The following is a 19,847-nucleotide window of genomic DNA, read 5'->3' on the forward strand; positions in this document are numbered from 1 at the left end:
GTTTGTGTATGGTTAATTCCAGATTTTTGCTTACAGCGTATTGTTACCTTTTGTTTTTCGTGGCGGTGTTCTAAAAGTGCACCGCCTACAATGGTCTCTTATGGGCGCGTGAGTACGCTCACAGCATCAACTACCTATTACTGAAAGCTTTGTTTATGACAACCCCTTCCCTAACCAACGATCTTCTGGCGCAATTGCGAGCAGGCTCTTTGGGCCCTATTGCTGAACAATTGGGCGTGACAGAGGTGCAGGCGGACGATGCCGTTAGCACTGCACTGCCTTTTTTGTTGGGAGCTTTGGGTAGCAATGCGCAAACCCCCGAGGGCGCGCAAGCCCTGTTCGGTGCTATTGAGCGTGACCATGCTCCTGCTGTCAATGCTTTACAAGGAGGCGCTGCTGGTGGTTTGGATCTGGGCGGCTTATTGGGTGCAGTGCTTGGTGGCGGTGCGGGCGCTGGTGGCGCCGCAGGAGGCCTCGGTGGCTTGCTTGGAGGGCTGCTCGGAGGAGGCGCAACTGGTGGCAAACAGCTTGATGCTGGAGCCATCTTGGGCCATATTCTGGGCGGAAAAGGTGCACAAGTGGAAAGCGGGCTGAGCCAGGCCACGGGCTTGAGTGCGGGCAATGTGCAGAAATTGCTGCTAATGCTGGCACCCATTGTGATGGGGTATCTCGGTCGTCAGGTCGCGAGCGGCAAAGTCTCTTCCGCCGATTCTTTAGGTGCAGTGCTTGGGCAAGAAAAAACGCAGGTGCAGCAACAAGGAGGAGCAGCTGGTGGTTTGCTGGGAGCGGTACTAGATCAGAATGGCGATGGCAAACTTGATATGGGTGATTTGCTGAAGTTGGGGAGTCAGTTTTTGAATCGCCGATGATGTTGTTTGTGAGTGGCTTGTGGTAATTAAGTCGATGCCAATCAGTAAAAAGCCTTGTGATTGCACAAGGCTTTTTTCTTTTCTTGTGTCACGCTGCAGTGTTTTTTTCGGTTGGCGGTTCTGGACGGCGCCACAGATAGATGGCCACACAGGCCATGCATGTCGACGCGAAAAGCAAGGCCCAGGTGGGAACGCCCGCAAGCAGCATGATCAATACGGACGCCAACATGGTCAGAGTGGCTGCGCGTTTAGCCTTAGCACTGACAAATCCGCCTGCTTCCCAGTTACGCAATATGGGGCCAAACAGCTTGTGCTGTAAAAGCCAAGCATGTAATTTTGGTGAGCTACGGGCTGCAGCCCAAGCTGCAATCAAAATAAAAACGGTGGTCGGTAGCCCAGGAACAAATACCCCAAGTATGCCCATACCTAGCGAGGTGATCGCCAACAGGTACAACAGTACGCGCCCGATGATGCTGGGGCAACCGCGCTGGATTGGAGGGGGGGACCCAGTCGTGTCAGCATGCGTGTGTGCCAAGTGCACGGCCAGAGGACATTGGGCAGTCTGATCCTTGCCTGTCAAGGAAGGGGCAGATGCACTGTCTGGCGAGCTTGGGGTATTGCTGTCGCTTGGCTTGGCCGTCATGAGAGAAAGGGCGTCATTTGGACGAGGTGGCCGGTGCTTCCGGAGTTTCCAATATGGCCATGATGCGATTGTAGGTGGCTTGGTCGATGATGGTGTGGGCGATTTGATTGCGCTCGCTATCGAGCCAGCGAATGCGCAGACTAGGCGCAGGCGAGAGTAGTGCAGTATGGTGAACGGAGCCCTGTTGCACTAGATGAATTTGAACTGTGCTGGCAGGAATGGATTGCAGGGCAATTGGAGCGTGGCTTTGGTCGATTGAAATGGCCGATGCAGCAGACCGCAATATGGTTTGTAGTGCTTGTTTTTGCTGCGCTGTGAGGGTGGTATTCGCGCCTTTTCCGCGTTGCCAGGTGGCTGTATCAAATTGGTGTAGCGTTAGCACTATCTGCTGTTGTTGAGGCAGGGCGTTTGGTATTGCATCTGCCTGACCGCCGTACAGGGTTACCGATGAGGGCGTGCTCATAGGGGCTCTCGCAATGCGTTGTTCTTGTTGTGCAGCAGCAGCTATGGTTTGTTCCCGCTTTTTCTCTTGTGAGGGTGCGCGTTGTGCTGCCTTTGACGGTTCAGCAGGAGCAGGAGCAGGAGCAGGAGCAATTATCGGGGAGTGACTGGAGACAGTTGCCGCAGGCATGGCTGCCTGTACGGATTGGTCTGCAGGAGTGGCCATGATTTCTTGGGATGGGGCTGCTGGCTCAGAATCCCATTGTGGTTGCGGTACACGCTCATACCATAGCAGCAAGACCAAGCTCGCCAGCATGATGGATGCGAATCCAGTTGCCCAACGGGGAGGCCCATAGGTGCGGCTGCCGCGCCACCAAGCGGATAGTCTTCTTAACAAGTTGGATGTCTGTGTGTTCCCAGTAGGGGTAGGTGGTGTTTTTTTCGCTGCAGCGGCAAAAATGGCTGTGCGGGCCAGTGCCAGTCGCTGCGCGTCAATGGATGGCGTTGGTGCTGCAGCCATTGCTTTACTCCAAAAAGCGTTCAGTTGCAGATCATCTGCATCCTGGCCTTCTGGTGTGTGGTGGGTGGATGTGGTCATTGGCCTGCCTCCAATGCTTGTAGATAGCTGCCCATGCATTGCTTGAGTTTTTGGGTGCCGTAGCGCAAGCGGCTGCGCAGCGCCTCAAAGGCAATGCCTAACTGTTGTGCGAGTTCGTCCATCGGGCGGTCTTCCTCATGCTTGAGGATAAAGGCTGCGCGCTGCTCTGGAGTGAGTTCCTCAAGACAGTTGAGCAGTCGTCGACCTGCTGCGCGCCAGTAAGCCTGTTCTTCTGCAGAGTCGGCATGGCCAACTTGCAACGCTTCGTAGCTGATGCGCAAGGCCGCTTCATCAGGAGCTAGTCCCCATTCTTTGTCTTCTGCGTGCGTATGCGGAGTATCTACCAATTGAGGACTGCGTTGTGCCCGGCGAAGGCAGTCCATGGCTGCATTGTGCGCAATGGTGAATGCCCATGTGCGCCATTGCGCACCTTGAGGGGTGTAGCTGTTGCGGGCCTGAATCAGGCGCAACCAAGTGTCTTGAAATACTTCTTCGGCATGTTGTTGATGCGTACGGCCCAAAGTGCGTGCGATAAAGCGCAGCAAGCCTTTTTCATGGCGCGCATAGAGGGTGTTGAAGCTGGCTTGGTGTCCTCCAGCATAAGCTTGCATCAAAGCATCATCGGTCTCTTCGTATGGACTATTCATGGGGCCGAAGCGTATCAGGTGAGCAATATAAGGATGTTGCGCGGGTTGGGCGTTGACGTTGAAGCGCGTAGTGTAATGTGCTCCTATTTTTGTGGTGCGCCAAGCTAGGCGTTGGTGACTGCTGGGTGTGGGGTGGTGTAAATCAATAAAAAGGCTGTGCATGGTGCTTGATACGCTGTGCGTGCTTATTTCGGGTTGAACCCATTGCCGTTGCGGTAGGATGTTTTTGCCATTGAGGCCGTTATGGATGAGTATTTTTTTGTGTGTAGTGGTGCCGCTCGGTTGCGCGCAATACCAATGCATGCGCAATGGAAAGGCTAGTGATGTCGTTTTCGCATTTTGTTTCTGTGGCCACTGTTCAGCAGTGGTTGCAACTAGGGCAGGCTGACAATGGTTCTCGCGTGGCCATACTGGACTGCCGTTTTGACCTTATGCAGCCGACCTGGGGGGCTCAGGCCTATGCGCAAGGGCATATACCTGGTGCTGTGTATGTGTCGTTGGATGACGATTTATCGGCTCCAAAAAATGGTTGCAATGGCCGCCATCCTTTGCCAGAGCCTGCGGTGTTTGCGCACACTGTAGGCCACCTTGGTATTGAGGCTGACACTACGGTGGTGGTCTATGACCAGGGAGCTTTGATGATGGCTGCACGCGCATGGTGGATGTTGCGTTGGTTGGGGCATGCGCGGGTGTTTGTGCTCTCAGGCGGCTGGCCGGCTTGGGAAGCAAGCCAATTGCCTGTGCAGGTACAGGCGCCTTCCCCTAGCCCTGCACGTGTGTACGAGCCGCAGGTGCGTTCTGAGATGCTGGTTTCAGTAGAGGAGGTGTTGGCACAATTGGGGCAAGGCCAACGCTGGCTGGTCGATGCTAGGGCGCCTGAGCGGTATCGTGGTGATGTGGAGCCGCTGGATCGTGTGGCTGGCCATATTCCTGGAGCAGTCAACCGGCCGTTTACAGATAATTTAGAACAAGGCGTGCTCAAGCCAGTTACTCAATTGCGTGAGGCATTTGCTGCCGTGCTTGGTGGGACTGATTCTTCCCAAGTGGTGCATTCCTGCGGCAGCGGCGTGTCTGCAACTGCCAATATTCTTGCGATGGAAGAGGCTGGATTGACGGGCAGCCGTTTGTATGCAGGAAGCTGGAGTGAATGGTCGTCTGACCCCCATCGCCCAGTGGAAGTGGGCAGTGCCCAGTGCTGAATAGTGTTTGATAGGCGCGATCAGTGTTGGCAGCGGGCACAGTAGTAGGTGCTGCGCTGCCCTTGCACTATGTGTTTGATGGGCGTTTGGCATGCGCGACAAGGTTGGCCAGCGCGGCCGTAGACTTGGGCGCTGAGTTGAAAGTGCCCGTGTGAGCCATCGACTGCGACGAAGTCGCGCAGGCTGCTGCCGCCTTTGGCTACCGCTTCACCAAGTACGCTCACAATGGCAGCATGGAGTTTTACGAGGCGTTTTTTACTGATTCGACCTGCTGCCGTTTTGGGGTGAATGCCGGCCAAGAACAAAACTTCACTGGCGTAAATATTGCCAACGCCGACCACTACATCGCCAGCGAGCAATGCCTGTTTGATAGCGGTGCTACGCCCTTGGAAGCCTTTTTCAAGGGATTGTGGCGTGAAGTCAGCAGACAGGGGCTCGACACCCAAGGTACTGAGCAATTTAACAAGGTGTGGTGCTGCGGCATTTTGCGCATAAACCAAGGCGCCAAAGCGACGTGGATCGTGCAGCCGCAATACGTGGTCAGCAAATACCAAGTCTGCATGGTCATGCGGGCCGGCAGGCATGTTTTTGGGCAGAATGCGCAAGCTTCCGGACATGCCCAAATGCAGTGCCAGCACTGCGCCGCAGTCTAAGTCGAGTAACAGGTATTTGCCGCGCCTGCGCACATGGGTAATGGTGGCGCCGGTCAACAGGGCTGGGTCGCACCCCAAAGGCCACCGCAATGGTTTGCCCAAACGAATACCTTGTAATGTCAGGCCGGTGATGGCCGGGGCGATGCCCATGCGGGTGACTTCAACTTCGGGTAGTTCTGGCATACACAGGCATTCAAATAATAAGGCTATGGAAATCTCAAGATGACCTGGTGGGAACGATTGGCATCCGTGGGGTTCAGAGGAAAATCCTTGCCTGTGTGAAGGCAAGTAATTACTGGCAGACTTGCCTGGGCACGCAGACCAATTGGATTATTATCATCAGATGCAAAAAATTCACCATCGCACCTTGTTGCCCCTAAGCCTGATGGCGACATTACTGGTTTCAGGCTGTCAGGCTGCGCCAAGCCCGGCGCAGGTTCAGGCCTCAGAGGTTGCAGCCCAGGATCACGTTTCAGGCCTCACCCCTCGGGCAGCGGCCGAGAGTTTTTATGAAGCGTTGGTTGCGGAAATTCTGGTGCACGAGGGCGATGCCGGTTCGAGCTATGAATTGATGTTGCGCGCAGCACAAACACGCCAGCAAGAAGATCTGTTCAAACGCGCCATGCAGACGGCGTACATGATGGGGGATGGGAATCGTGCGTTGCGTGCAGCAAAAGCTTGGAACGAAGCGTTGCCGCAATCGCGTGATGCCAATAAGGCTGTTCTGCAGGTGTTGGTGGGGCTCAACCAGATTCCGCAATCACAGTGGCATTTACGGCAGGAGCTGCGGTTCGCCACTGATGAGGAAATGGAGGAGAATCTGTATGCGATTCCTCTGGTCTACCAGCGTGCGCCTGACAAGGCTGTAGTGCTTCAAGTGGTTAAGGCTGCGCTTGTTGATCAACTCGCTGAGCAGTCTGTTTGGCGCGGCGATGCTTTGGCCGTGCTGGGGCGTATTGAGCTGCAAAAAGGTGATCAAGCCGCTGCATTGGAGTTGCTGCGACAAGCGTATGCGGCCAATGCGCAAGCAAGTGGCGCAGCCTTTTTGGCTTTGGAGCTGTATGCACGAGGAGAGACACAAGCAGGAGCACTGCTGCACACTTACGCTGTCAGCGAGAAAGCCAATCCGCAGTTTCTAGTCAGTTATGCGCGTTTATTGGTCGCGCAGCAGCACGAAGACCAGGCCTTGAAGGTGCTTGAGCGCGTGACGGCTGCGCACCAAGATATGGCCGATCCGTGGTTGGCACTGGCTGCTGTGCATGTGAACAAGGGACAGTTTGCGGATGCCCGCGCGGCACTGGATGTTTTTGATCGGCTGGTGGATGGGTTGAATAACCCAGAGTTGCAGATGCGTGGTGCTGACGAGTCGTTGGTTTTGCGTGCGCAAATGGCCGATAACGAAGGCCATTCTGATCAAGCGCAAAGTCTGCTTGAACAAGTGAGCGAGCCAACGTTGTTGATGCGAGTGCAAGTTCAGCGGGCGCAAACCAAAGCGCAGTTAGGGCAGCTTGACGAAGCCAGAGCTTTGATTCGCAGCATCCCTGCGCCTAGCGAGGAGGTTGAGCGCTTGAAGCAAAGAGCAGAGGTGCAACTATTGCGTGACGCAGGACAAACGCAAGATGCATTGGCATTGCTGGGGCAGTTGATTAAAAAAGACCCAGACGATGATGACTTGGTCTATGAATACGCTCTGATGGCTGAGCGTTTGGGCAATGTCAAAGAAATGGAAGCGCAGTTGCGCCGCATCATCGCCCGATCCCCTGGTCATTTTCATGCGCTCAATGCTTTAGGGTATTCGTATGCAGACCGGGGAGTGCGTTTGGCCGAAGCGCGCAAGTTGATACAAAAAGCATTGTCGTTTGAGCCGAAAAATCCGTACGTGCTCGACAGCATGGGGTGGCTTGAATTCCGCTCAGGCAATCTTGAAGAAGCACGGACTACTCTGGAGCAGGCTTACGAAATTGACCCTGATGCGGAGATTGCGGCGCATCTAGGCGAGGTGATGTGGGCGCAAGGAGAACATGAACAAGCCCGTGGGATTTGGCGGCAAGGTTTGCGAAACAACGCCAAGAGCGAGACGTTGCGCATGACCATTGAGCGCTTGGATGGCAAAGCCAGTGTTTTGCTGCACAGCAGTCCAGCGCTTGTGGACCCCGTGCCAAAACAGCAAGGAACCGCGCCATGAGCAACCAGCATGAGCCAGTGGCTGAGGCATTTCTTGAGGCGTCTAAGGGCGCAGCATTGTGGCATCGCAGGGCGTGGTGTTTGGGTGCGGCTTGGTTGCTTGCTGCATGTACAACACCTGCTATATATACACCGCAGCAAGGCTTGTGGCGAGGACGTTTGGCGCTCAATACTGAAGAAGAGCGTCCGCGCTCTTATACCGCCAGTTTTGAGCTCAAAGGAAGTCAAACGCAGGGTGAGTTGGAGGTCTATAACCCTTTGGGAAATGTCCTTGCCAAACTGATTTGGTCATCTCAGCAAGCGATGGTGGATACGGGCTCAGAGCGTCTGGTGAGTGACTCTCTTGATGAGCTGGTAGCCCATATTTTTGGTACACCCATTCCTGTGCAAGCCCTGTTTGCGTGGTTGCAAGGCGATGCGCAGCAGGTGGCAGGTTGGCAGTTAGATTTGTCGCGCTATAGCGAAGGGCGCATCAGTGCGTTGCGTGAGCAGCCGTTGCCGCGTACAAGCTTGCGGGTGATTTTGCAGTCGCCTGAGGATGAGGGCTGAGCAATGCTTGTGCGATTGGATAACGTCTTGGCGCCAGCCAAGCTCAACTTGTTTTTGCACATCACAGGGGTTCGCGAAGATGGGTACCATTTGCTCCAATCGGCCTTTGTCATGATCGACTGGTGTGATGTGCTGCACTTTGAAGTGCGTACGAATTCCAGTGCAATCACGCGTGAAGACATAACCCAACCATTGCCTGCAGAAGATTTGATTGTGCGTGCAGCGAGGCTTTTGCAGCAGGCCGCAGGGGTTGTTCGGGGTGTGCATATCCGCATAGAAAAAAATATTCCGGCAGAGGCTGGTTTGGGCGGAGGTTCTTCGGATGCGGCGTCCACGCTGCTCGCGTTGAATCAATTGTGGGGACTACATTGGTCGCGAGAGCAATTGCAGCAGATTGGCGTGCAATTGGGTGCAGATGTACCGTTTTTTATTGGCGGTACGAATGCGTGGGTAGAAGGCATTGGCGAGAAATTGACGCCTTTAGTGGGGCCGTTAGCGTTACCAGATGCCCGCTTTTTGGTAATTAAACCTCAGGCTGGGCTGTCAACAGCGCAAATTTTTTCACATCCGTTGCTGAATAAGGAATCTGCTTGTGCTAGAATTACGGACTTCGCTGCGATGCCTTATGAATTTGGTTTAAATGCACTGCAGCGTGTAGCCGAAGTTCTCTGTCCTGAAGTTAAAAAAATTATTTATTTTTTAAAAGGGCGTAAATTACGAGCTATAATGACCGGCTCAGGTTCTGCGGTTTTTGCAAAAATTAATAATTCGGTTTCTGGTGATGAAATTGATGCGTTAATCGTCGATATAAAAGATGTTTTTGTGGGTTCCGAAGTAAGAGTCTGTGCAGGTTTGTTTAAGCACCCTTTTGGTGGTGTGTGAAAGTTTTTCGAATGCCAGAATTTCTGGCGTTTGTGTAGGGGAGTCGCCAAGCTGGTTAAGGCACCGGATTTTGATTCCGGCATGCGAAGGTTCGAATCCTTCTTCCCCTGCCAAGTTTCTTACGATAACGCCGCTTTGCGGCGTTTTGTTTTGGGTGGTCTGCTCTATTTCGTTTAATCTTAGTAGACTCACTTTGTTGCTGTGTCTTCGTTTTGGATGTTGCAAGCCAGAATGGATAGACTTGGCGTAGTTTATTGTCCCGCCATCCCACGTTTAGCGGTCATCATATGAGCTCCTACCATCACCCTGACTTCATGGTGTTTACCGGCAATGCCAATCCTGGCTTGGCTGAAGAAATCGCAAAGCATTTAGGAACTGGCTTGGGGGCGGCGCAAGTTGGCCGGTTCTCTGACGGTGAAGTGACAGTCGAGATCAAGCAGAACGTGCGCGCGCGTGATGTGTTTGTGGTGCAGTCCACATGCGCGCCAACCAATGACAGCTTAATGGAATTGCTGATCATGGTTGATGCGCTCAAGCGTGCTTCTGCTGAACGTATCAGTGCGGTGATTCCTTATTTTGGGTATGCCCGCCAAGATCGTCGTCCGCGTTCGACGCGCGTGCCTATTTCGGCCAAGGTGGTGGCTAATCTATTGCAGACAGTGGGTGTGGCCCGAGTTCTGACTATGGATTTGCATGCGGATCAGATTCAGGGATTTTTTGATATCCCTGTTGACAATATTTACGCGTCTCCCATCTTGCTCAATGACCTGAATCAGAAAAACTATGAAGATCTGATTGTGGTATCTCCTGATGTGGGTGGGGTGGTGCGTGCGCGAGCTTTGGCTAAAGAGTTGGGATGCGATTTGGCCATCATTGATAAGCGCCGTCCAAAAGCCAATGTTAGTGAAGTGATGAATGTGATCGGTGAGATCGAAGGGCGCAACTGTGTGGTGATGGATGACATGATCGACACAGCAGGCACTTTGGTTAAGGCCGCTGAGGTGTTGAAAGAGCGCGGCGCTAAGAGTGTGCATGCGTATTGCACCCATCCTATTTTCTCTGGTCCTGCAATTGACCGCATTGCCAATGGCGACGCGTTGGATGAAGTAGTCGTTACCAATACGATTCCACTGTCTGATGCCGCCCGCAACTGCAGCAAGATTCGTCAGTTGTCCGTGGCGCCGTTGTTTGCTGAAACGATTCAGCGGATTGCGCGTGGTGATTCGGTGATGAGTTTGTTCACTGATTAAGCAACCTAAGTTTTTTATCGGCACGGTGTGATACCGTGCTTTATCAACCGGAGCAGCGCTGGTCGCGGCGCGTTCCAATTAGGAGAGAACTATGCAAGTTGTTGCATTTGAACGTGAAAAGCAGGGAACGGGTGCGAGCCGCCGTCTGCGTCATTCAGGCCGTACGCCAGGTATTATTTATGGTGGTACTGCCGAGCCTCAGTTGATTGAGTTGGATCACAATCCACTGTGGTTTGCGCTGCAAAAAGAAGTGTTCCATTCCAGCGTGTTGGATTTGGAAATTGGTGGCAAAGCGCAGAAAGTGTTGCTGCGTGATGTGCAATACCATCCCTACAAACAATTGGTTTTGCACGTTGACTTCCAGCGTGTTGACGAAAAAACACGTATGCACATGAAAGTGCCAGTGCATTACACCGGTGCTGAAGAGTCTCCTGCAGTGAAAACTGAGGGCCAACTCATCAACACAGTGACTACTGAAATTGATGTGACTTGCATGCCTTCTGACTTGCCAGAAGCGATTGTGGTTGATCTGAGCAAACTGGGTAAGAATGCTGTGTTGCGTTTGCGTGACATCAAATTGCCACGTGGCGTTGCTGCGCTTAAGCGTTTGTCTGCGCAAAATCCAGTGTTGGCAACTGCCACTGCGGCCCCTGCTGCTGAGGAAGCTGCAGCTCCTGCTGCTGAGTAAATATTTGAGATCAGACATTCTGCATCGCTCAGTGGCGTAAGCTGCTCGTGGGGTGTTGAATGTTTCAAAACAAAAACCCGCAACATGGTATGTTGCGGGTTTTTGTTTTGTGGATATTGGTGTTAATGCAGGGGCCGTGATTAGCGCGGCCATTTCGATTCGATGGATGTTGTGGCAGCACAGGAGTCTCTAGTTGGAGCAAAAGATTGCGTTTTGCCTTGGATTGCATGTCTGGATTTGCTGATGCAATTTGTCTCACTGTGCGAACAGGGAATGAAGGTTGACTATGACGTTGAAGTTGTTGGTGGGATTGGGCAATCCCGGGCCTGAATATGAGGCGACTAGGCACAATGCTGGTTTTTGGTGGATTGATGCAGTAGCCCGCATGTCTGGGGTCAATTTACAGCCAGAAAAAGGTTTTTTTGGAAATGTGGCCAAAGCGCGTATTGCTGGGCAAATGGTTTGGTTGGCAGAACCCATGACGTTCATGAATCGTTCAGGTCAGTGTGTGGGGGCTTTGGCCCGCTTTTATCGTATAGAGCCACATGAAATTTTGGTGGTCCATGATGAGTTGGATTTGCAGCCAGGGCAAGTCAAGTTGAAAAAGGGTGGCAGCCATGCAGGCCATAATGGACTCAAAGATATACAAGCGCAGCTGGGAAGTGCTGATTTTTGGCGCTTGAGAATTGGGGTGGGACATCCTGGCGTAAAGAGTGAGGTGATTCACTGGGTTTTACGCAAACCTGCCCGAGAGGATATGGATGCCATTGATCTGGCTAGTGCGCGTTCGATAACGGCATTGGATGACTTGGTGCAAGGAGAGATGGAGTTGGCCATGCGCAAAATCCATAGCGCAGCAATGCAAGAGAAAAAGTTCAGCAGCTTAGAAAAGTGAGTGAGCATTTGGCGCATGCCTTTGGCTCTGCCAAGTGCATTGCGAAAAGTGTCGACCTTGAATACAGCGGGGGGAGCATGGGAGCAGAAATACAGAAAGGCGCATCAATGGTTGCATCGCATGAGCAAATGTCAAACAAAGCAGCTAAAGGATTTTCCGGCAAACTCGATTGGTTGCATGTGGTGCAGTGGTTGCATGAAGACGATGTTATTTCCCCTGAAGAGGCGCAACGCACAATCGGGCGCTTTTCACGGACAGAAAGCGCGCAGAATCCCTTGGTGCGTCTAGCGGCCATTTCCTTAGTGCGTGCCGATGGCCGAGGCACATTAAGCCTTGATGACCTGTCAGAGTTCGTTGCCAAACGGGCTGGGGTTGAGTTTTTTCTGATTGATCCACTCAAGGCTGATGTGGGGCGCATTGCTGAAGTAATGAGCGCGGCGTATGCCAGTCGCTATCAAATCTTGCCCATTAAAGTGCTGTCGCATGAGGTGGTGGTGGCAACCAGTGAGCCGTTCACCACGGACTGGATTAAAGAAATTGAGCGTCAAATCAAGCGTCCGGTGCGCTTGGTGATGGCCAATCCTCAAGAGCTCAAACGCTATATTGGCGAGTTTTATGCCTTGTCCAGTTCAGTCAGTTCTGCACAAAAAAGCGGCACCAGCAATGCCAGCTCGATGGCCAGCTTTGAGCAGTTGGTGGAGTTGGGCAAAGGCAACAAAACACTGGATGCAAATGACCAAGGGGTTGTCCGTGTGGTGGAGTGGTTATGGCAATACGCATTTGACCAGCGCGCCAGCGACATCCACCTAGAGCCACGACGTGAGCAAGGTGCGATTCGTTTTCGCATTGATGGTGTGTTGCATACGGTGTACCAAATGCCGATTGGTGTTCTCAATGCCATGATTGCGCGCATCAAGCTGCTTGGCCGCATTGATGTGGTGGAAAAACGGCGTCCTCAGGACGGACGTATCAAGACGCGCAATCCGGACGGGGAAGAGGTGGAAATGCGCCTGTCAACATTGCCTACGGCATTTGGCGAAAAAATGGTGATGCGAATCTTTGATCCTGGCAATGCGATCAAGAGCCTGGCTGAACTGGGTTTTTCTCCGCACGATGGTCGGCGTTGGGAGGAGTTGATACATAAACCTCACGGTATCATTTTGGTAACCGGGCCGACGGGGTCGGGCAAAACGACGACTTTGTACTCCACACTCAAGCGTGTTGCGACTGATGAGGTCAATGTCAGTACGGTTGAGGATCCGATTGAAATGATTGAAGCGAGTTTCAATCAAACCCAGGTACAGCCTCAAATTGATTTCAGCTTCGCGGAAGGCTTGCGTGCCTTGATGCGGCAAGATCCTGACATCATTATGGTGGGCGAAATTCGTGACTTGGAAACAGCAGAAATGGCGATCCAGGCTGCGTTGACAGGGCATTTGGTTTTTTCAACCTTACACACCAACGATGCCCCATCAGCCGTCACGCGCTTAATGGAGCTGGGAGTGCCTGCCTATTTGATCAATGCCACCTTGCTAGGTGTATTGGCGCAACGGTTGGTGCGTACTTTATGCACTAGCTGCAAAGAGCCTGATGATGCATTTGACGCCACAACGTTGGAGGCCGCCGTCAAACCATGGAAGATCAACCTCAATGATAAAAAAATCAGCCCATACAGACCTGTTGGTTGTGCAGATTGCCGCATGAGTGGCTACCGCGGACGTTTAGGGTTGTATGAGTTGTTAACGGTCAATGGTGAGGTACGAGAGCAGATTCATGCACAGTTGAGCCTTCCCAAATTGCGCAGAGAGGCTGCTGCTGCAGGTATGCGTCCGTTGCGCTTGTCGGGCGCGCAGCGCGTTGTTGATGGAACCACCACGCTGGAGGAGGTGTTGATGTCAACACCAGAGCCTGGCTGAGTGGGCGCAGGCCTACAAGTTCATGTTCCTTGCACCTGTAGTTGTTTCGCCTTGAGTGAGTCGCGATAATATATGTGACAGAGATATATTTTTGTAATGAATTGATTGGAATAGAGCTGTGGATATCACTCAATTATTGGCATTTAGCGTAAAAAACAAAGCTTCTGACTTGCATTTGTCGGCGGGCTTGCCCCCCATGATCCGTGTCAATGGTGATGTCCGGCGTATCAATGTGGAGCCACTAGACCATCGCGCTGTTTTTTCCATGGTGTATGACATCATGAGTGATTCGCAGCGCAAAACGTACGAAGAATTTCTCGAGGTTGATTTTTCTTTCGAGGTCGATGGCTTAGCACGGTTTCGCGTGAATGCATTCAATCAAAATCGTGGTGCAGCAGCGGTGCTACGGACAATTCCCAGCAAAGTGCTGACCCTCGAGCAGCTCAACGCCCCCAAGATTTTTGGTGATTTGGCCTTGAAACCCCGAGGTTTGGTGCTGGTGACTGGGCCAACGGGGTCAGGAAAATCGACCACGCTGGCTGCCATGATTAATCATCTCAATGAATCGGAGTATGGTCACATCCTGACGGTGGAAGATCCCATTGAGTTTGTGCACGAATCGAAAAAATGCCTGATCAACCAGCGCGAAGTGGGCCCCATGACCCACTCTTTCACGGCAGCTTTGCGCTCAGCATTGCGTGAAGATCCGGATGCCATTTTGGTGGGCGAGTTACGTGATTTGGAAACTATTCGTCTGGCATTGACGGCCGCGGAAACGGGGCACTTGGTGTTTGGCACACTTCATACCTCAAGTGCCGCAAAAACCATTGACCGTGTCATCGACGTTTTTCCAGCGGAAGAGAAAGAGATGGTCCGCTCCATGTTGTCAGAGTCGTTGGAAGCAGTGATTTCTCAAACGCTGTTGAAAACCAAAGATGGCACAGGGCGTGTGGCTGCACATGAGATCATGTTAGGTACACCTGCGATCCGTAACTTGATTCGTGAGGCGAAAGTGGCGCAGATGTATTCCACGATCCAAACGAGCCAGAGCATGGGGATGCAAACGCTGGACCAGAATTTGGTGGAGCTGGTACGACGTAATGTGGTTAGTGCAAAAGATGCACGCTACAAAGCCAAAATGCCAGAGAACTTCCCAGTTTGATCAGCCTTCGCACAAGGAGTTGCCTGTGTGGTGGAAACGCAAAAAGGATCTTTTGCCGAAGTCGACTGACCGAGGTAACCAGAGTCAGCACGTGAAGCAGAGTGGAGAGGACGCTGAAGAGCTCTTGTTTTTGCAATCCATGATGCATTCGCGCATGCATGCACAAGACTTGATGGTTCCTTGGACTATTCGCTCGAACGAGTTGGGTGCAAGGCCTTTGTCACTGGATCGAGGGTTGGTTCTGTTTCAGGCGGCTTGGTCAAGTCAAGGCGCGCTACAACCATTCAGCCGGGGGGATATCTTGGCAATGGGCCCTTTCTTTGAGTATGTTTTGGTGGGCGCTGACCGCGAAGTGGTGCATCAAAATGAATACGGCGATTTTATGCTGGTTCAATTGACCGGAGTTATTGCCGTGGAGCGTGCCAATGCGGCTGGCGCGCCTGTGCGAATGGCACAAACACATATTGGAGATGTTATTGGAGAAATGTCCCTGATGGACCAGGGGGAGCGGTTTTCTACTTGTGTGACATTGACGCCGTGCGATTTGGCTGTGCTCACTTATGATGGCTTGGAGCAATTGATGCGTCATCAGCCGCATTTGGCGGCCAGAATGTTGTTGGTTTTGGCTCGCAAGCTATCGGTTCGGCTGCGTTCGATCAGTGCAAAAATGCATTGATCCACAGTAAATGAAAAGTCAAAACGGGTATTGCGGTGCACAGCAGATGGTCGGGCATTAGTAGCCTAACTACGAAATCTTAAGGGGAGAAAGCATGGAGCGTGATCAGGCCAGTAAATTCATCAATGATTTGCTTCGATTGATGGTCAGCAGAAATGGCAGCGATCTATTTATTACGGCTGACTTTCCACCTGCAATCAAGGTGGACGGGAAGGTGACAAAAGTCTCTCAGCAGGCTTTGACTCCTGCGCATACTTTGGCACTAGCCCGCTCGATCATGAGTGATAAGCAAGCCGCAGAGTTTGAGCGCACAAAAGAAGCCAATTTTGCGATTTCGCCAGCTACGGTTGGACGTTTCCGGGTTAATACGTTTGTCCAGCAAGGCCATGTTGGCATGGTTTTGCGGGTCATTCCTCTGGATATTCCCACTATTGACGGACTGGGATTGCCACAGGTCAGTAAGGACATCGCCATGCAAAAGCGTGGGTTGTGCATCTTGGTGGGGGCGACTGGTTCAGGGAAGTCGACTTCATTGGCTGCCATGGTGGATTGGCGCAACCAGCATTCCTTTGGGCATATCGTGACGATTGAAGATCCCGTGGAGTTTGTGCATACGCACAAGAACTGTGTGATCACGCAGCGTGAAGTGGGGCTGGATACAGACTCATGGGAAGTTGCGCTGAAAAATTCATTGCGTCAAGCACCTGATGTTATTTTGATGGGGGAGATTCGAGACCGCGAAACGATGGAACATGCCATCGCATTCTCGGAGACGGGGCATTTGTGTTTGGCAACCCTGCATGCCAATAGTGCCAACCAAGCGATGGATCGGATCGTGAACTTCTTCCCTGAGGAGCGGCGTGCACAGTTGTTGATGGACTTGTCTTTGAATTTACGCGCCATCATGTCCCAGCGCTTGATTCCTCGGCAAGATGGCAAAGGACGTGTCGCGGCTCTGGAGGTGCTGATCAATAGTCCTCGTATTGCAGATTTGATTTTTAAAGGTGAGGTCTCTGAAATCAAGGAGGCTATGAAACTCAGTCGAAACCAAGGTATGCAGACGTTCGATCAGGCCATGTTTGACCTGTTTGAGGCCAACATCATTTCCTACGAAGATGCACTGCGCAATGCTGATTCGCTCAACGATCTTCGCTTGCAAATCAAGTTGCACAGTACGCGTGGGCGTGTGGCCAATTTGAGTGCAGGCACAGAACATCTTTCGGTGGTTTAATGCGATTTTTGACATTCCTTGTTTGACCATGACTTCTACTGCACAGACTCCTTCTATCCAAGCGCGCTCCTATCCTGCTGAAAGTAAGCGCAAAGTCGCATTTATTGGGTTGGGTGTCATGGGGTATCCCATGGCTGGGCATTTGGCGGCAGCTGGGCATGAGGTTGTGGTTTTCAATCGAACTGAAGCCAAAGCCGCGCAATGGGTCAAGGAGTTTTCAGCCATCAACCCTAACGTCAAACACGCTTTGACTCCAAAGGAGGCTGCGCAGGGGGCTGAGATCGTGTTTGGTTGTGTGGGCAATGATGACGACCTGCGATCTGTAACTGCATCGGAGGACGGCGCCTTTGCCGGAATGCATGCTGGAGCAGTTTATGTGGACCACACTACCGCATCGGCCGATGTCGCGCGTGAGTTGTGCGCTGTTGCTCGAAAACAAGGATTGACGTTTCTGGATGCCCCCGTTTCTGGTGGGCAAGCGGGTGCACAGAACGGCCAATTGACAGTGATGTGTGGTGGCGACCAAGCTGCTTTTGACCGTGTAGCACCTGTGGCTGCAGTGTTTTCACGTGCATTTACGTTGATGGGAGATTCTGGCGCAGGTCAATTGACCAAGATGGTCAACCAAATTGCGATTGCTGGTGTTGTGCAAGGCTTATCTGAAGCAGTCGCTTTTGGCCTGCACGCTGGGCTCGACATTCCTGCTGTGATTGATGTGATCAGCAAGGGGGCTGCACAAAGCTGGCAGATGGAAAATCGCGCTAAGACCATGGCTCAAGGGCAGTTTGAGTTTGGTTTTGCAGTGGATTGGATGCGCAAGGATTTGGGCTTGGTGTTGGAAGAGGGGCGTCGCAATGGCGCGCATTTGCCTGTTACAGCGCTGGTCGATCAGTTCTATTCTGATGTTCAAGCCATGGGCGGAAACCGTTGGGATACATCCAGCCTGATCGCTCGATTGACCAAACCTTCTGCAAAGTAAGGGGCTGGAAATGTCTGAGTCTTCGGCACCGCTGGTGGTGTTTGTCCTTAACGGCCCTAATTTGAATTTATTGGGTACGCGCGAACCCCATTTGTATGGCTCCCAAACCTTGGACGATGTGGAAGCCTTGTGCCGCCAGAAGGGGGGGCAATACGGCTTTGAGGTGCGCTGCCACCAAAGCAACCATGAGGGAGATTTGGTGGGATGGATTCATGATGCCGGTCAGTTGCACCGCGATGGGCGGTTGGCAGGGGTTGTGCTCAATGCCGCAGCCTACACGCACACCAGTGTGGCTTTGCTTGATGCCATCAAGGGCACAGGTATTGCCTTGATTGAACTGCACATTAGTAACGTCCATGCGCGTGAACAGTTTCGCCACCACTCATACATAGCCAGTGCCGCCAAAGCGGTCATGTGCGGTTTTGGTGTTTTAGGTTACGGCTTGGCTATCGATGCGATTGCACAGTGGCAATCCCACTAGATTGAGGCTAGGCCACATACAATACGAATGTGATATATCCGTTGAGTGTGTATTGCACACGCGGTGTGTGATGAATTGCACTTTTGAAAGAACCATGCCACTTCCGCTCGGCATGGTGTGATAGATGAACATAGCGGTATAGTGTTAGCACGCAATACAAGGCGCGAAAGCGCTTTGTATGCTTTTGAAGTTAGGCCAGCTATGACAAATGACAACGATGCCCCTTTTGAAATCCATGTTCATGGGCAAATTTTTGTTCGCCCGGATGTGGTATTTGCCGATATTGAAGAGGCGCTCAAGCCCATGTGGCGTTACGCTGGAGCACGGTCTTTGGCGGCTGCGGCGGTAGGCCACTACGAAGAAGAGCCCGGTATTGAATTTGTCGCACGTGAACATGCATTGCAAATTTGCTGGACGGTGCAAGGCGATGAAGGTTTTCGCCAGGTTCTCAATGATGTCTGTATGAACCTCAACGAACTTGCAGACCGCGGATGCGCCATTGAGGTCACGTTCTACGATCGTGCCTTTGATGAGATGGACGAAGATGAAGAGGATGCGCCTGAGCACGAAGGCGAATCCCGTGATGATTTCTTCTTGCTGTTTGTTGGCCCAACTCCATCAGCCATCATGCAGGTGCAACGCGACTTGCTGGTGCAGGACGTAGTGACCTTAATGGAGCGCCATTTCGATGCCTCCGAGCTCACAGGAGTGGTTGCAGAAGTCGATCGGCTATTCACAGGGCGTTTTGATGCCTTGGTTAGCTCTTTGGAATTGGGTAAGCCCCCAAGAGGAGAGTCAGGTGCAGGTGGTCATGGAGGAGGACGCCGTCCTCGGCATTTACACTGAGCATCAATGCGAACCAAGCGGGCGATCAGCACGCTTTTTTTGAGCAATCTCCGATGGTTGCTGTGACTATTTCAGACGTGTTGCGGATATCCCAGAAAGCGCTCAGCCATAGAGAAGAGAATGGCTTGATTGCCTGATGTTTCGAATCTGATCGAGCCCACAGCTTCTGAGCGGTTGGCTATGTCTAAGTTATTGAGTCGGCTCATGGTTTGGTTTGCGACTGCGCTAGCGGAATCCAACCATCGCATGGATGCTGGGGCATAAGCTTGTAAAGCATCCAGAATCAGTGGGTAGTGGGTGCAACCTAGCACGATGGTGTCAACAGGTGGGCCGCCAATTGGCTGCGCTTGCGCCATATAGGTTTTGCACAGTAACTGTATTTGCTTGTCGTCCTGATTTTCAATGGCTTTGGCCAAGCCATTGCATGCCACATTCGAGATGCGAGCCTCTCCTTTGAGCCTTTCTAGAAGATGTTGGTATTTGGCGCTTGCCAATGTTCGGGCGGTTGCCAATACGGCAATATGCCCGTTTGCGGTCGAGGCCAACGCGGGTTTGATGGCCGGCTCTACGCCAATAATAGGCATGGGGGCGAATCGTTCCCGCAGGATGTGAATGGCAACCGTGGTCGCAGTATTGCAGGCCACGACCAAAGCTTTAATTTGATGCTGCTGCTGGAGCTGTTGCGTGATGGCAATACTGCGGTCAATGATGAAAGCATCACTGCGCTCACCATAGGGTGCGAAGCCTGAGTCAGAACAATATATGAACGACTCGTGAGGTAGTGTTTTTTGAAGCGCTTTGAGAATGCTCAGGCCGCCGATTCCGCTGTCAAAAACGCCAATTGGGTTGGAATTGAAAGGGGTCATGGTGGCCAAGAACAGGCATGGCAATGCGGTTAAACACTGCGCCATTGTATGCTTTTGCTCAGGATGGCGCTGCTGCTACGACGGCATAAGTTCTCAATTTCTATCCCGTTACAGCGCTATTGCGCATTTGAGTCATGCTGCTCAGACAGACGTGTCCGAATGTGTCTATGGTGTTGCCGTAGGCGCTGACTT

At 52.3% G+C, this 19,847-nt stretch carries 20 protein-coding genes and 1 tRNA gene; 16 read left to right on the forward strand and 5 right to left on the reverse strand.

The features are described 5' to 3' along the window. The first annotated feature begins 155 nt into the window (after positions 1-155). Positions 156-869, forward strand: coding sequence for a DUF937 domain-containing protein (locus E9531_RS11200; RefSeq protein ID WP_136573854.1), 714 nt, complete (start codon positions 156-158; stop codon positions 867-869). An 88-nt stretch (positions 870-957) separates the two neighbouring features. Here E9531_RS11200 and E9531_RS11205 read toward each other — a convergent pair whose 3' ends face one another. From E9531_RS11205 to E9531_RS11215, 3 genes are read right to left on the reverse strand one after another with little or no spacing between them, the layout of a single operon-like run. After that, positions 958-1,512 (reverse strand): YbaN family protein, encoded by a 555-nt coding sequence (locus E9531_RS11205; RefSeq protein ID WP_136573855.1) that lies wholly within the window; start codon positions 1,510-1,512, stop codon positions 958-960. 13 nt (positions 1,513-1,525) lie between these two features. After that, entirely contained in the window at positions 1,526-2,551 is a 1,026-nt protein-coding gene (locus tag E9531_RS11210) for a hypothetical protein (RefSeq protein ID WP_136573856.1), read from the reverse strand. Then, the gene (locus tag E9531_RS11215; protein ID WP_136573857.1) at positions 2,548-3,198 is read right to left on the reverse strand and encodes a sigma-70 family RNA polymerase sigma factor; all 651 of its coding nucleotides are present in this window, start codon (positions 3,196-3,198) and stop codon (positions 2,548-2,550) included. Before E9531_RS11215 ends, E9531_RS11210 begins: the two co-directional genes overlap by 4 nt. 323 nt (positions 3,199-3,521) lie before the next feature. Between E9531_RS11215 and E9531_RS11220 the strand changes: the two genes are divergently transcribed. Next, positions 3,522-4,397 (forward strand): sulfurtransferase, encoded by an 876-nt coding sequence (locus tag E9531_RS11220; protein WP_136573858.1) that lies wholly within the window; start codon positions 3,522-3,524, stop codon positions 4,395-4,397. Between the two features lie 20 nt (positions 4,398-4,417). Here E9531_RS11220 and mutM read toward each other — a convergent pair whose 3' ends face one another. Next, positions 4,418-5,233 carry a bifunctional DNA-formamidopyrimidine glycosylase/DNA-(apurinic or apyrimidinic site) lyase gene (mutM, locus tag E9531_RS11225; RefSeq protein ID WP_136573859.1) on the reverse strand — a complete coding sequence of 272 codons (816 nt, stop codon included), beginning with the start codon at positions 5,231-5,233 and terminating at the stop codon, positions 4,418-4,420. A 160-nt stretch (positions 5,234-5,393) separates the two neighbouring features. Here mutM and E9531_RS11230 point away from each other — a divergent pair, with 160 nt between their 5' ends. The 14 genes from E9531_RS11230 (at position 5,394) to E9531_RS11295 (ending at position 18,789) form a co-directional block, all read left to right on the forward strand. Next, positions 5,394-7,235, forward strand: a complete 1,842-nt coding sequence (locus E9531_RS11230) for a tetratricopeptide repeat protein (protein ID WP_136573860.1) — start codon at positions 5,394-5,396, stop codon at positions 7,233-7,235. Then, positions 7,232-7,783, forward strand: coding sequence for a lipoprotein insertase outer membrane protein LolB (locus tag E9531_RS11235; RefSeq protein WP_136573861.1), 552 nt, complete (start codon positions 7,232-7,234; stop codon positions 7,781-7,783). Before E9531_RS11230 ends, E9531_RS11235 begins: the two co-directional genes overlap by 4 nt. 3 nt (positions 7,784-7,786) lie before the next feature. Continuing rightward, entirely contained in the window at positions 7,787-8,665 is an 879-nt protein-coding gene (gene ispE, locus E9531_RS11240) for a 4-(cytidine 5'-diphospho)-2-C-methyl-D-erythritol kinase (protein WP_136573862.1), read from the forward strand. 36 nt (positions 8,666-8,701) lie between these two features. Beyond that, positions 8,702-8,778 (forward strand) — tRNA-Gln (locus tag E9531_RS11245). A gap of 174 nt (positions 8,779-8,952) precedes the next feature. Beyond that, positions 8,953-9,915, forward strand: a complete 963-nt coding sequence (locus E9531_RS11250; protein WP_136573863.1) for a ribose-phosphate pyrophosphokinase — start codon at positions 8,953-8,955, stop codon at positions 9,913-9,915. A 91-nt stretch (positions 9,916-10,006) separates the two neighbouring features. Continuing rightward, positions 10,007-10,603 carry a 50S ribosomal protein L25/general stress protein Ctc gene (locus E9531_RS11255; protein WP_136573864.1) on the forward strand — a complete coding sequence of 199 codons (597 nt, stop codon included), beginning with the start codon at positions 10,007-10,009 and terminating at the stop codon, positions 10,601-10,603. A gap of 286 nt (positions 10,604-10,889) precedes the next feature. After that, a complete protein-coding gene (gene pth / locus E9531_RS11260) occupies positions 10,890-11,498 on the forward strand; it encodes an aminoacyl-tRNA hydrolase (protein ID WP_136573865.1) in 609 nt (202 codons plus the stop codon). A gap of 107 nt (positions 11,499-11,605) precedes the next feature. Further along, positions 11,606-13,414 (forward strand): type IV pilus assembly ATPase TfpB, encoded by a 1,809-nt coding sequence (gene tfpB, locus E9531_RS11265; protein ID WP_211343424.1) that lies wholly within the window; start codon positions 11,606-11,608, stop codon positions 13,412-13,414. Positions 13,415-13,532: 118 nt separating this feature from the next. Continuing rightward, positions 13,533-14,576 (forward strand): type IV pilus twitching motility protein PilT, encoded by a 1,044-nt coding sequence (locus E9531_RS11270; protein WP_136573867.1) that lies wholly within the window; start codon positions 13,533-13,535, stop codon positions 14,574-14,576. A gap of 139 nt (positions 14,577-14,715) precedes the next feature. After that, entirely contained in the window at positions 14,716-15,252 is a 537-nt protein-coding gene (locus tag E9531_RS11275) for a cyclic nucleotide-binding domain-containing protein (protein ID WP_158291770.1), read from the forward strand. Positions 15,253-15,346: 94 nt separating this feature from the next. Then, a complete protein-coding gene (locus E9531_RS11280; protein WP_136573869.1) occupies positions 15,347-16,483 on the forward strand; it encodes a PilT/PilU family type 4a pilus ATPase in 1,137 nt (378 codons plus the stop codon). Between the two features lie 13 nt (positions 16,484-16,496). Next, positions 16,497-17,462, forward strand: a complete 966-nt coding sequence (locus E9531_RS11285) for an NAD(P)-dependent oxidoreductase (RefSeq protein ID WP_280177195.1) — start codon at positions 16,497-16,499, stop codon at positions 17,460-17,462. A gap of 10 nt (positions 17,463-17,472) precedes the next feature. Next, positions 17,473-17,943: a type II 3-dehydroquinate dehydratase gene (gene aroQ, locus E9531_RS11290; protein ID WP_136573871.1), complete on the forward strand. Its 471-nt coding sequence runs from the start codon at positions 17,473-17,475 to the stop codon at positions 17,941-17,943. A 201-nt stretch (positions 17,944-18,144) separates the two neighbouring features. After that, complete coding sequence (locus tag E9531_RS11295) at positions 18,145-18,789, forward strand: DUF6806 family protein (RefSeq protein WP_136573872.1); 645 nt, start codon at positions 18,145-18,147, stop codon at positions 18,787-18,789. 71 nt (positions 18,790-18,860) lie between these two features. Here the strand turns inward: E9531_RS11295 and murI are convergent, their stop codons facing one another. Further along, entirely contained in the window at positions 18,861-19,655 is a 795-nt protein-coding gene (murI, locus tag E9531_RS11300) for a glutamate racemase (protein ID WP_136573873.1), read from the reverse strand. Positions 19,656-19,847 lie beyond the last annotated feature (192 nt).

This window comes from Lampropedia puyangensis (genome assembly GCF_004833285.1).
Lineage (GTDB): Bacteria > Pseudomonadota > Gammaproteobacteria > Burkholderiales > Burkholderiaceae_C > Lampropedia > Lampropedia puyangensis.